Below are 12,349 nucleotides of genomic sequence, written 5' to 3'. Positions count from 1 at the left end.
ATGTCGACTGACCGCGGCGCGGGACCGGCCACTAAGCCACGCGAGGACGGCTCCCCGATGGAGTTCAATCCGTATTCCGACAGCTTCTTCGACGACCCCTACGAGACCTACCGCTGGATGCGTGACGAGGCGCCGGTCTACTACAGCGAGCGATGGGACTTCTACGCGCTGACCCGGAATGAGGATGTCGTTGCCGCCCACCGCGACTGGGAGACGTTCAGCAGCGCCTACGGCGTCACACTGGACGCACTGTCGATGCGCCACAGATTCGACGAACTCAAGATGTTGATCGTCATGGATCCGCCCGAGCACGAACTGCTTCGCAAGCTCGTCCGTCAGGTATTCACAAAGGCGGCGATCGCCAACCTGGAGCCGCTGGTGTCCGAGGTCGTCACCACTTATGTCGACGCCCTAAGTGGCAGAGACAATTTCGATATAGTGGCCGACTTCGCGGCGCTGTTTCCGGTCGAAATCATCTCCTCAATGCTCGGCGTCCCCCCGGGAGAGCGCCAGCAGATCCGGCATTGGACCGACGGGTTCCTGCACCGCGAGCCGAACAACCCCTTCGCCACCGAGAGTGGCGTCGCCGACTCGATGGCGATGAACGCTTACTTCCTGGAGCTGTCCAAGGAGAAACGCCGCCAGCCCGACGACCTGATCATCAGCAGGCTGGTGGACGCGACCTACGAGGACGACACCGGGATGACGCATCGGCTCACCGACGAGGACATCGCGACGTTCGCGGTGCTGATCGCGGCGGCGGGCAGTGAAACGGTTACCAAGCTAATTGGCAACGGCACCATGGCTTTACATCACAATCCGGATCAATGGGAGTTGGTGCTCGCCGATCCCGGGCTGATCCCCGGCGCGATCGAGGAGATGCTGCGGCTGAACCCGCCCTCGCAGTATCAGGGCCGGTTCACCACCCGTGAGGTGGTACTCGACGGCGGCACCATCCCGGCGGGCTCTCCGACGCTGCTGGTTACCGGGGCCGCGACCCGCGACCCGCGGGCCTACGACAAGCCCGACGCGTTCGATATCAGGCGGGGCGGCTCGACCACCCTGGCTTTCGGGTATGGCGCGCACAGCTGCCTGGGCTCCTGGTTGGCGCGGCTCGAGACTCGGGTCGCCTGGCACGCGATCCGCGAGCGCTGGCCGCGGTTCACGGTGGACACCGACGGGTTGCGGCGGGTGACGATGTCCAATGTGGCCGGCTACTCCCATATTCCGGTGCACGTCGGCTGATGGCCGCGGCGCGCACCGCGTCTGACTCGTTCCCCAGGCTGCCGGGCAGTGTCCCCGAGCTGCTGGCACGGCGGCGCGCCGAGCCTGACGGCGAGTTCCTGGTCACCGACTTCGAGCGGCTGAGTTTCGCCGAGGCCGACGCGCAATCCAGGGCACTCGCCGATGCGCTGCTGGCGTCGGGCGTGGGCAAGGGAACCCGCGTCGGCATCCTGTTTCCCAACTGCGCCCAGTGGCTCATCGCGTGGTTGGCCGCGGCACGCATCGGCGCGCTCACGGTCCCGTTGTCGACCTTCGCCCCAGGAGCCGAACTCGCTCGGCTGTTGCGCCACACCGACACTCAGGTGCTATTGATGGGCCGGTCGATCGCCGGCCACGACCTCGTCGCCCGGGTCGCGGATGCGTTACCGAGCTTAGCCGACGGTGGCGCGGCGATCGCTCTGACCGATGTGCCCTATCTGCGCCGGGTGCACGTCTGGCCGGACTCCGAACACGCGTGGGCAACGCCGTGGCCAGGTAGCACCGGCCCGGTCGCGCCCCTGTCCGGCCCGGCTGAACACGAGGTCCGACCCGCCGACGAGCTCGTCCTGGTCACGACGTCCGGGACCACCGCGCTACCGAAATCCGTCGCGCACACCCACGGCAGTGTGGTGCGCCACGCGGCGATCCTGGCGCAGCATCGCGGCGTCACTTCCACCGATCGCATCTACTCCCCGATGCCGTTCTTCTGGGTGGGTGGGCTGACCATGGTTGTGCTGCAAGCACTCTCGACGGGAGCCGCAATCCTGGCCCAAGATGTTTTTGAACCCGGAGCCACGCTGGCGCTGCTGGAACGGGAGCGGGCCACCTTCATCTCATGCTGGGCGCAGGCCAGCCAGGCCATGGCCGATCACCCAGACTTCGCCAAGCGCGACCTGTCCAGCGTCCGGGGCGGCACGATGCTGCAAGCGCTGCCGCCCGAACGTCGACCCAGCGAACCCGAGCTGACCCCGAACCTGCTCGGCATGACCGAAACCGGCGGCCCGCACACCATGGTCGAGGTGCCCGACACTCCCCTGCCCCCAGAACGGCGCGGCTCCTGGGGGATCCCACTGCCCGGGCTCGTGCAGCACCGGATTGTGGATGCCGCTGGCCTCGAGGCGCCACCGGGGCAAGAGGGCCAGATCCACGTACGCGGCCAGATCTTGATGAGCGGGATCTACAAGCACGAACGCCACGACGTGTTCACGGCCGACGGTTGGTATGACACAGGGGACCGTGGATGGTTCGACGACGCCGGCCATCTGCACTTCACCGGTCGCGCCAGCACCCTGATCAAAACCGCGGGGTCCAATGTCTCTCCGGCAGAGGTCGAATCGGTCCTGGACGCTATGCCCGGCGTGTTGCACAGCTTCGTCGTGGCGCTGCCCCACCCCGTTCGCGGCGAGGTTGTCGGAGCCGCCGTCGTGCCCGCGCACGGCGCCCAGTTGTCCACCGACGCCGTCGCCGCGCATGCCCGCGCCAACCTCTCCGGATTCAAGGTGCCGACCGTCATCGCCATCCTCGCCGAGAGCAAGGTACCGATGCTGCCCACCGGCAAGCTCGACCGCCAGGGGCTGATCAGGCTGTTGACGAGGGACCGGCTTCGTCTTGACTAGGAAAGCAAGGCCATGGATTTCGCAGCCTTCCGTCTAACTGATGACGAGCGAACGCAGTTTCTCGCAGTGCAGAACGAATGCAGCGTCGCCTGGCTCAACAGCGACGGTTGGCCGGTGTCGGCATTCCTGACCTTCGTGTTTGAGCGCGATGCGTTCTGGGTGACGTCCTTCCGCGACCGTCCCCGGGTCGACTGCTTAATCGCTGACCCCCGGAGCACGGTCGCGGTTTCCAGCGCAGGTAAACCAGTCGGCCATGGCCGGATGGTAAGTGCCCGGACGTTGGCAGTCGTGCACGATGACGTGTCCACAGCCGAATGGTTCTACCCGAAATTCTGCAGAATGACCGGCCTAGACGCCGCGGTGTTGGCGCGACAGGACCGCGTCGTCATCGAGCTTCGTCCGCAGGCGTGGAACAGCTTTGACAGCAAGCGAATGCTCCGCCGATAGTCAGCTCCCAAAACCCGATCAGCCCGGCTCGTCGCAATCAGGTCAACGCGAAAGGGGCAGTGGGACATTCGGTTTGGCGGCTTGGTCGGGAAGTCTGAGAATCGTCGGCGAACGGATCGGCGTATCGCGCCGCAGGCGCTGACTCGCTCAGCAGACCGACGTGGAGCCGGCGCCCGGTGCGCCTCGTTAAATCTTGCGGTTCTCGGACTTGATCATCCAGGCGAGCTTCTCCAGTGAGTCGATGATCTCGTGGAGCAGATCGCTCGTGCTGGGGTCCTCGGCGTCGACGGCGTCGTGCACGTCACGAATGGTGTCCACCGTTGCGTACGTCTGTGTGGTCACCAAATCGACGACGTCGCCGGTGTTCATCTCGGTGCCCGGAAGCTGCGGCAGGCTCGTTGTCGCTGCGACCGTGTCGGACCGGCCGTCGGGAACGGCGTCAAGGGCACGCATCCGTTCGGCAACGGTGTCGCTGGCCTCGCGGGCGGTGTCAACGAGCTCGTCCAGCTCCAGGTGCAGGTCGCGAAAGTTGGAGCCGATGACGTTCCAGTGCGCCTGCTTGCCTTGCAGGTGCAGCTCAACGAGGTCGACGAGCACACGCTGCAGGTTGGTGGCCAGTTGTGGGGACGCCGTGAAGTTCTGGATGTCGTCAGCGAAACGACGATTTCCACGCCGATAGGTCATTGGGGCTGCGGTCATAGGTCAGGATCCTCTCGGGTTAATTTGCTTGCGCTAGCAACTATATCCTGCCCGGCGTTAACAAACAACCGCTGATCGCAGACGCCGAACGGTGGCGTCGCTCACACGTGGGTCGACCGCAACGACTTCCGGCGAGGGCGCGGGTCGGGCCCGGACCGCCTTGGCCTTCCTGAGCCGTCGGCGGCGGCACCGCACTGCTGCGCGCTACGGGGGCAGGCGCAACCGCTTGCTTGTGCGCGCTAGCAAGCATAAGCTTGCTAGCGCAAGCAATCCGATGGCGCAGCGATGGGACGTCCGTTCGTCCCAAGGAAAGAAGATGACATGACCAGTCAGCACCGCCGAGTGATCACGAAAATAGTGGTTAGCGCTGCGATCGCTCTCGGCGCCATCGCTGGGGCAGCCCCTGCCAACGCCGGCCCGAACGCGATCGGCGGCACCAACCCTCCTGGCCCGTTTGGCGGCCTCAGCTGTAGCTGCCAGAAGACACCCCCACCCGGCGCCAGCCCAGCCCAGCGGGCGGAAGGGATAGAGTCGGGAATCCGGGCGGGTCTCTCTGCCCCGTTGCCGGGACTGCCGCCAACGACCCAGCCCAGGTAACCACGTCAAGGTTAAAGTCGCCGCGGCACAACGGATCCGATAAGCCGTGCGCCTCCCCGGCGGGGCGCCGACCACGGCGGCGATTATCCTCTCCACCGCTTCACGTCACCGGTGCTCGCGGACGGCATCAGCGCACCTTGGCGCCATATAACGGAATTCGGCTCCGCGCGGTGGCGGTCAGAGGGGCGCCCGTGGGGTTGGCGGCGGCAACGCGTAGAGCATTGTGATGTCGTGCGCTAACTTGTGGCGCCTCCGGCGTCAACCAACCCTACGCGAGTAAGGCCAACCCGGCGGGGCGCCATAGCCGTTCAGCCCCTGATGTATCGCCCCACCGGCGTGTCTGGTGACGGTTGATCGGGAACTATGTGGGGGTCTCCGCTCGCGGCGGCCGCGATGCTTTCGAATGCATTGCCGATGGCTTTGAGGTCGACACCGTCGAGGTGATCGAATAGGTGGCGACGCAGGCTGACGACGTGGGTGGGGACGGCTTGCTCCAATCGGGCGAGCCCTTCGTCGGTGAGCACAGCGTTGTAAGCGCGGGCGTCCTGGGACGACTGCTCACGGCGGACCAACCCATCGGCCGCCATCCGCCCGATAGTGCGGCTAATCGCACTCAGCGACTGCTGGCAGCGCCGAGCCAATTCGCTGAGCCCTAGCGTACGGTCAGGAGCCTCGGACAAGAACATCAACGCGACGAATTCCGCGTGCGACATGCGATGTTCGTGCTGCAAGTCAGCATCGAGTTGCCGCATCATGGTCGCAAAACCCGGGTGTAAGGCGCGAATCACCTTGGATTCACCCGCGCTAAGCGGGGTCACCCCGTCGACCTTCGTCCTTCGTGCTCTCTTGCTGCCCGGCTTCCCAGCTGCCATGAGTCCCAAGATACGTAATATCTGTTCGCGCGAGCAAGTAAAACATCGGGTTCGCACCGAGGGCTTGCCGCCGACGTTAGCGCCTGCGACCCCCGGCGCGACCGGGTGGCTTACTCACCGTTACCGGGCGCGGCCCGCGGCTTTCATCCGTTCCAGGTCGGCCATTACGACGGTCTGCCCGTTGGTCGCGGCTAGCGCCCGGGTGTGGCCGAGATGATGCATGTCGAAACATGACGCGATCGCCGTCGAGAAACCCATGGTGTCCAGGGTGTGGTTGACCGCCCGCTTGGCCATGCGCAGCGCCCACGGGTCGGTCTGCGCGACGCGACGGGCGAGCGCGATTGTGGCCGAGCATAAATCCTGCAGCGGCACAACGTGGTTGACCATCCCGCATCGTAGGGCCTCCTCGGCGCTCACCGAACCGGCGGTGAACAGCATCTCCTTGGCTTTGCGGGGCCCGAGTTCCCAAGTGTGAGCGTGGTATTCGACGCCCATGATGCCCAGCAGGCCGACCGGGTCGGAGAACTGCGCGTTGTCCGCAGCGACAATGAGATCGCACGGCCAGCACAGCATCAACCCGGCCGCAATGCACTTGCCCTGCACCGCGGCGATGGACGGCTTGGGGACGTCACGCCAGCGCTTGGCGTACTCAAGGTAGCCGCGAGTCTCCCAGTCGTAGTAGGTCTCCGCGAGCAGCTTGCCGTCGGTGCGCGCAGGACTCAGGCTGCGCCCGTCGGCGGAAGGATCGGTCCCGGACATGTCGTGTCCGGCGGAGAAGTGCTTACCGGTGGTCTGGAGAACGATCACCCGGACCTCGGGATCCTCGTCCGCGCGTCGCCAAGCGTCGTCGAGATCCTTGAGGATTCCCGGGGTTTGTGCGTTGGCGGCTTCAGGGCGGTCCAGGGTGATGACTGCAACCCGGTCGTCGACCTCATAGCGGACGAAGTGTTGAGCTGTCACGGCTTCATTCCTTTCGGGGGATCCTCACGACGCTTTCCTGCGCGAACGACGCGACGGGTGTTCCGGACTGGGTGTAAACGTCTGCGGTGCCGAAGCCGCGGCCACCGACCAATCGCACGCCCCGGATCTGCACACGAAGCCACTGTGCGGCGTCGAACGACTGGGCACACCTGAGCAGGGTGCCGATCAGCGGCCAGTCCGAGATGTCGGCAATCACGGGTTGGGCAAGCGCGGTATCGGCGAAGTCCGGGCAACGCATCTAGAACGCCAGGTCCGCGCCCGCCGCGTCCTCGACATCCGGGCCATCGCCGGTCCTGCCAAGCCACCGCGCGCCGATGCCCCAGCGAGCGCCCGTCGTGGGTTTGCTCCAGGTCCAGGTACAGCGGGTCAGCGGCGCGTCCGGCGCGGGGAAACGCGATCTGGAGTGACTTCACCGCTTTGGCCGATCCTGGCGGTGCGGCGGCCGCGATGAGCTGGGCCATGATTTGTCCGCCGAAGATCCGCTCGACGCTCGGGTCCGGGACGGGCAGCACCGTACGGCCCTCGGTGTCGTCACTCGGGGCGAGCATGGCGCGAAATTGATCGAGGTTCATCCCAGCCTCTCTGCTGTGTTCGCCGTTGCGACCAGCTCAAACTTCTTGACTTTGCCCGACGGTGTCATCGGCAAGGCGTCCACGAAATGCCATGCGACGGGCGTCTTTTGACGGGCCAGCCCGGTAGCGTGCAGGTGACGGGACAGGTCCTCGGCAGACGCTTGGCCCGGCCGGTCGAGCACGACGAACGCCACGGGCACCTCGCCGAACCTTGCGTCGGGTCCCGGCACTACGGCGGCGTGGCGCACCGCGGGGTGTTTGACGAGGAGGTCTTCGATGTCGCGGGCGGAGAACTTCTCGCCGCCGCGGTTGATCACGTCCTTGACCCGCCCGGTGATGGTGACGAAGCCGGCGCCGTCGACGAGACCGACATCTCCGGTGCAGAACCATCCCGCGTCGTCGAGGGCTGCCCGGTTGGCGTCGGGATCGAGGTAGCCGAGCATCTGTTCGGGTCCGCGCACTAGCAGTTCGCCCGCGCACCCCGCTGCCAGCGGCTCGCCGTCCGTCCCGACGACCCGGACCTGCACCCCCGGGGCGATCGCGCCGTCGGTCTCGGCGCGCAGGTCGAACGGGTAGGCGCGGTGCATCACCGTCACGGTCGGGAGCTCGGTCATGCCATACACCCGAGCGGCCGGGATTCCTTGCTCTTCGCTGCGTTCCATGACGGCGCGCGGCACCGTCGCGCCGCCGCAGGCGAACATCCGCAGCGGCAGGTGCACGCGTGCGGCACGGGCGGCAGCGGTCAACTCCTGCAGGAACACCGTCGCCCCGGCTGAGTACGTCACCCCGTGGCGCATGATGTCGGCCACCGCGACGTCGGCTTCCCACCGGTCGGCCAGCACCGCGCAGGCGCCGACCTGCAGCGGGATGGTCATCGCGTTGAGCACACCGGTGATGTGCTGCAACGGGGCGGCCATGTAGGCGACGTCCTCCCAGGACAGGCCCCACGCATCGACGAGCTGGCGGGTTTCCGCGAGCAACGTGCGCGACGAGTGCACCGCGGCCTTCGCGCCCGACGTGGTCCCCGAGGTGAAGAGGATCAGGCAGGGATCATCGGCCCCGACCGAGGCGGATTCCTGGCGGCGACCGTGCGAGACGACCGCGTCGAACGGCGCCCAGCCCGGCCGGGTTCCCCGCAGCACGATGCGGGCGACGTCGCCGAGACCAGTCGCCGCAAGAAGGTCGTCGAACGCTTCGGCATGGGCGAAGCCGCGAAACGTTTCGGCGCTCACCACAGCGGCCGGGCGTACCTGCTCGATGACCTGACGCAGCTCGTGTTCCCGGTAGAACGGGGCGATCGGGCAGCTCACCGCGCCGGCATGCCAGACCGCCAGACCCAGCGCGTGCGCTTCCCACCAGTTCGGCGTCTGCCAGCAGACCACGTCACCGGGCCCGATACCCGCACCGGCCAGCCATGCGGCAGCACGTTCGACCACCTCGAGCAGTTCCTGGTAGCTCAGCTGATGGCCGCCTTCGACGAGGGCCGGCTGTGAACCCCATTGACGGGCAGCCCGGACGACCGACGCAGAAATCGTCTGGTCGCTGACGTAGCCGAAGCGGCGATATTCCGCGAGGCGGTCCGGGGCCACCGGCGGCGCCACGATACCGGCCGCGGTGACTCGAGGTCGGTTCATCCTCATCCGCCCATGCTCATTCCGCCGTCGACGGTCAGGACCGCTCCGGTGACGTAGGACGCGAGGTCGTCGAGCAGGAACGCGACGGCATGCGCCAGCTCCTCTGGACGGCCCCAGCGCCCGACCGGGATCATCGACGTCACCGCAGCCCGGTCGGTGTACGCCAGCCCGGCCGACATGTCGGTGTCGAAGCTGCCGGGGACCACGCAGTTCACGGTGATGCCCTTGCGGGCGACCGCGCGAGCACACGATCTGGTCAGGCCGACGATGCCGCCCTTGGCAGCGCCGTATGCGACCTGCACCGGGCTGCCCAGCAGCGCCGTGACCGAGCCGATGTTGACTACCCGCCCAAAACGCTGCTGTGTCATGTGCGCCAGAGCGGCCTGGCTGAGGAAGAACGCCGACGACAGGTTCACCGCGACCTGGCGGTGCCAGTCCTCGGGGCTTACCTCGCTGAGCCGTTTTTCGTTGACCATCCCGGCGTTGTTGACCAGATAATCCAGCCGCCCGTGCTGCTCGAGAACCTCGGCAACCAGGCTCTGACAGGAAGCCGGTTCCCCGACATCGGCCTGATGCAGGGTGACGGCGGCCCCGCACCGCGCGGCGTCGTCGCGCACCGCATGTGCGGCGGCGGCATCGCGGGCGTACGCGGCGGCCACCGTGATTCCGGCGTGCGCGAGCCGATCGGTGATGGCACGGCCTATCCCCCTGGTCCCGCCCGTGACCAGGGCGACGCGGCCCATTACGGGGTCCCCGTCTTCTTGGTTGCCACTCGCGCGCTCAGCCGCTCCAGCAGCACGCGATGCTCCTCGGTGTCAAAACACTCGCTTTCGGCGCGCGCACAAAGTGGCAGCAACGGGGCGACCCGATCGATGTGGAAGTTCAGCAGCTGGCGCGCCTGCTGGACCGCCCGCGGCGGCAGCGCGGCGAGGCGTTCGGCCAGCTGCAGCGCCTCCCCCAACACCTCGGACGCCGGAACCGCGCGGTTCGCCAGCCCCAGGCGGTGGGCTTCGACGCCGCTGACCCGGTCTCCCAGGAGCAGATGTTCCTTGGCGGCCGACAGGCTGGTCAGCAACGGCCAAAGCAGCAAGCCGCCAGCGCCGTCGAGCAGCCCCAGCGAGACCCGCGGGTCGCTGAAGAAGGTGTCTTCGGCCATGACGACCAGGTCGCACAGCAGCGCCACGGTGACCCCGGCGCCGACCGCGGCGCCGTTGACGGCGGCGACAGTCGGAAACGGCACGCGCATCATTGCCCAGAACAGTTCCTGGTGGGCGGCCAGCACGGTGTCGCGTAGAGGACGATCAACGCGCATCGCGCGGATGGTCTCGAAGTCCCCGCCGGCGCTAAACGCGTTGCCCTGACCGGTGAGCACCATCGCGTGCACGTCGGGGTCGTCACGCAGCGCCAGGACCACTTTGAGCAGGGCATCGGTGATCTCGGCGTCCATGGCGTTGGCCTTCTCCGGCCGGGCCAGGGTCACGTGGGCCACCGATCCGACACGGTCGACGACGACGGCCGGGTGCGTATCCGCGCTGGACAGATCGCCGCTCACAGCTCGACCAGCCGGGGGATCGTCCCTGCCGAAATCAAACGGGCGCCGATCACAGTGGGCAGTTCGCTGGCCGAGCCCAGCACTGAATCCAGCACCAGCGCACGGGCCAAGAAGCGGTGGAAGGGATGCTCGGCGGTGAAGCCGATGCCGGCCAGCACCTGCTGGCACTGGGTCGCGGCGACGCGGGCCGCGCGCCCCGCCAACGACTTCGCGAGCAGTCCCGCCAAAACCGGGTCGTCGGCGTCCCAGGCCGACGCGAGGGCCGCGGCGGCGCCCTCGCGAGCGACGTGTGCGTCGGCCAGCCGGGTGCGCACCGCTTGAAAGGAGCCGATGGGCCGGCCGAATTGCACTCGGCTGCAGGCATGTTCGACCGCAAGGTCGATCATCTGCCCGACAGCTCCGACGATCTGGTATCCGAGTGCCAGCCGGCCTGCCGTCGCCACCGCATCCCAAGCCGCCACCGCTTGCTCGCCCGCCAGGATCACGTCGGCCGGCACGTCGACGCCGCTGACCTCGGTCATCGCCAGCGCCGGATCAAGACCATCAATCCGTCGCGTCGAGACCCCCGAGGACTCCTGCAGGCCAACCCAGGCCAGCTCACCGCCGATCGCGACCGGCGCGACATAGCTCCGAGCCGGCCGCGCCCCGATGACCAGGCCGCGCACAGCGAGCGAGTCGCCGCTGGTCGCGCCGACCAGGTCGGCGCCGACTCCCGGCAGCACGACATTGCATCCTGTCGTCGCCGCAGGCAGGTATTCGGCGAGCGGTCGCAGAAGCACATCCTGTAGTGACGTCGACATCGATCCGGCGCGACCAAGCGCGGCGAACAGCGCCGACACCGCGTCCCGGGGCGCCTCGGCGAGCAGGTCCGCGAAGCCGAACGCATCGAGTGCCTGCGCCAGCTCGGCTCCGTCAAGTTCCTCCGCCAGTCTGCGGATCGTCGTCGCCATCAGCGCCCGCTCGGCGGCGTCGAAGGTTTGGACCTCAGTCACGCGCTTCTCGGCAATCCGAGCAGCCGCGAAGCCACGATGTCTTTCTGAATTTCACTGGTGCCCCCATAAATGGTGGCGGCGCGCGAGTAAGCCCACTCGCGGCGCCACGCCCGGCTGCGCGCGGTGTCACCGGTTTCCATGCCGCCGCGCAGCAATTCGCGCGCCGCATCGAACACGGCCTGATCGGCGGCGGCGATCATGATCTTGTCCACCGAGGCTTCCGGTCCGGGCAGATCACCCGCTGCGATGCGGTCCTGCGTGTTCTTCGAGGTGGCACGAAAGGCCCACAACAACTGATAGGCCTCACCAAGCGTCGACGCCGCCGCGCCGTCGACTGCTCCGTCGAGGAGCAGGCCGAGATGATGAGCAAGCCAGCCGCCGCGCTGCCAGAAAATCGCGCCGCGTTCACAGGCCAAGATGAACTGTGCGACCCGCCAGCCGGCGTTGGGCTCCCCGAGCAGGCGCTGCGCGGGCACCTCGACGTCGACGAACGATGTCGAGCAGAATTCGTCAACACCGGCCATCGTCTCCAGCGGGCTCGCGGTCACGCCCGGTGTGTCCATATCCACCAGAAAGGCGCTGATGCCCCGCGACCCGGCGTCGCCGGTCCTGGCCAGAACGACGCACCGCGTGGCGTGGTGGGCCCAGCTGGTCCACAATTTTTCCCCGTTGATCACCCAGCCACCGCCGCAGGGGCGCGCGGTCGTCCGCATGGATCCCAGGTCGCTGCCCGCATCGGGCTCGGAGAACCCCTGACACCAAAATTCCTCGCCCCGCAATAGCCGCGGGAAGATCTCCTCGACCAGCTCGGCCGGGCCGAATTCACCTACCGCCGGTCCGAGCACTTCGTGCATCGACCAGGACGTAGTGTGTACCAGCGCTCGGCTGGTGAGCTCCTCGCCGAGCACGGCGCGCAGCATCGGCGACCCCCCCAGGCCGCCGAGCCGGGTCGGCCATCCGCAGCGCATCCAGCCGGCATCGAACAGGAGTCGCTGCAGTCGAAGTTGGTGGTCCAGCTGGGCCCCTGCACTCCGGACACTTTGGTCCTCGATCGCGGGAACCAGCGGCTCTCCTACCTCTTCGATCCATGCACGCACACCAGCGCGAAATTCGCGCACCTCCAC

General features: G+C 67.3%; 12 protein-coding genes and 1 pseudogene. 3 read left to right on the top strand and 10 right to left on the bottom strand.

The window, feature by feature from the left end; all coding sequences use genetic code 11:
* From MTY59_RS08020 to MTY59_RS08010, 3 genes are read left to right on the top strand one after another with little or no spacing between them, the layout of a single operon-like run.
* Window positions 1–1,245 (top strand): cytochrome P450, encoded by a 1,245-nt coding sequence (locus MTY59_RS08020; protein ID WP_221045188.1) that lies wholly within the window; start codon window positions 1–3, stop codon window positions 1,243–1,245.
* Window positions 1,245–2,879, top strand: coding sequence for a class I adenylate-forming enzyme family protein (locus MTY59_RS08015; RefSeq protein ID WP_221045187.1), 1,635 nt, complete (start codon window positions 1,245–1,247; stop codon window positions 2,877–2,879). Before MTY59_RS08020 ends, MTY59_RS08015 begins: the two co-directional genes overlap by 1 nt.
* Before the next feature lie 12 nt (window positions 2,880–2,891).
* Complete coding sequence (locus MTY59_RS08010) at window positions 2,892–3,326, top strand: pyridoxamine 5'-phosphate oxidase family protein (protein WP_221045186.1); 435 nt, start codon at window positions 2,892–2,894, stop codon at window positions 3,324–3,326.
* A 186-nt stretch (window positions 3,327–3,512) separates the two neighbouring features.
* Here the strand turns inward: MTY59_RS08010 and MTY59_RS08005 are convergent, their stop codons facing one another.
* The 10 genes and pseudogenes from MTY59_RS08005 to MTY59_RS07960 all read right to left on the bottom strand — a co-directional run bounded on the left by MTY59_RS08005 (window position 3,513) and on the right by MTY59_RS07960 (window position 12,349).
* On the bottom strand, window positions 3,513–4,010 hold the full coding sequence (locus tag MTY59_RS08005) for a Dps family protein (RefSeq protein ID WP_221046321.1): 498 nt from the start codon (window positions 4,008–4,010) through the stop codon (window positions 3,513–3,515).
* Between the two features lie 920 nt (window positions 4,011–4,930).
* Entirely contained in the window at window positions 4,931–5,440 is a 510-nt protein-coding gene (locus MTY59_RS08000) for a MarR family winged helix-turn-helix transcriptional regulator (protein WP_221045185.1), read from the bottom strand.
* Between the two features lie 174 nt (window positions 5,441–5,614).
* Window positions 5,615–6,454 (bottom strand): enoyl-CoA hydratase, encoded by an 840-nt coding sequence (locus tag MTY59_RS07995; protein WP_221045184.1) that lies wholly within the window; start codon window positions 6,452–6,454, stop codon window positions 5,615–5,617.
* A 4-nt stretch (window positions 6,455–6,458) separates the two neighbouring features.
* Window positions 6,459–6,713 carry a hotdog family protein gene (locus tag MTY59_RS27285; RefSeq protein ID WP_250160920.1) on the bottom strand — a complete coding sequence of 85 codons (255 nt, stop codon included), beginning with the start codon at window positions 6,711–6,713 and terminating at the stop codon, window positions 6,459–6,461.
* A gap of 109 nt (window positions 6,714–6,822) precedes the next feature.
* A pseudogene (locus MTY59_RS27925) lies at window positions 6,823–6,936 on the bottom strand (acyl-CoA thioesterase domain-containing protein); the annotation flags it as partial.
* Window positions 6,937–7,043: 107 nt separating this feature from the next.
* Window positions 7,044–8,687: an AMP-binding protein gene (locus MTY59_RS07980; RefSeq protein ID WP_250160753.1), complete on the bottom strand. Its 1,644-nt coding sequence runs from the start codon at window positions 8,685–8,687 to the stop codon at window positions 7,044–7,046.
* Complete coding sequence (locus MTY59_RS07975; RefSeq protein WP_221045183.1) at window positions 8,684–9,424, bottom strand: SDR family oxidoreductase; 741 nt, start codon at window positions 9,422–9,424, stop codon at window positions 8,684–8,686. The genes MTY59_RS07980 and MTY59_RS07975 overlap by 4 nt, the downstream gene beginning before the upstream one ends.
* Complete coding sequence (locus MTY59_RS07970) at window positions 9,424–10,233, bottom strand: enoyl-CoA hydratase/isomerase family protein (protein WP_221045182.1); 810 nt, start codon at window positions 10,231–10,233, stop codon at window positions 9,424–9,426. Before MTY59_RS07970 ends, MTY59_RS07975 begins: the two co-directional genes overlap by 1 nt.
* Window positions 10,230–11,225, bottom strand: coding sequence for an acyl-CoA dehydrogenase family protein (locus MTY59_RS07965; protein WP_250160752.1), 996 nt, complete (start codon window positions 11,223–11,225; stop codon window positions 10,230–10,232). Before MTY59_RS07965 ends, MTY59_RS07970 begins: the two co-directional genes overlap by 4 nt.
* On the bottom strand, window positions 11,222–12,349 hold the full coding sequence (locus MTY59_RS07960; protein ID WP_221045181.1) for an acyl-CoA dehydrogenase family protein: 1,128 nt from the start codon (window positions 12,347–12,349) through the stop codon (window positions 11,222–11,224). Before MTY59_RS07960 ends, MTY59_RS07965 begins: the two co-directional genes overlap by 4 nt.

The organism is Mycobacterium senriense, from assembly GCF_019668465.1.
Lineage (GTDB): Bacteria > Actinomycetota > Actinomycetes > Mycobacteriales > Mycobacteriaceae > Mycobacterium > Mycobacterium senriense.
This window is presented reverse-complemented; position numbering and strand designations above follow the sequence as displayed.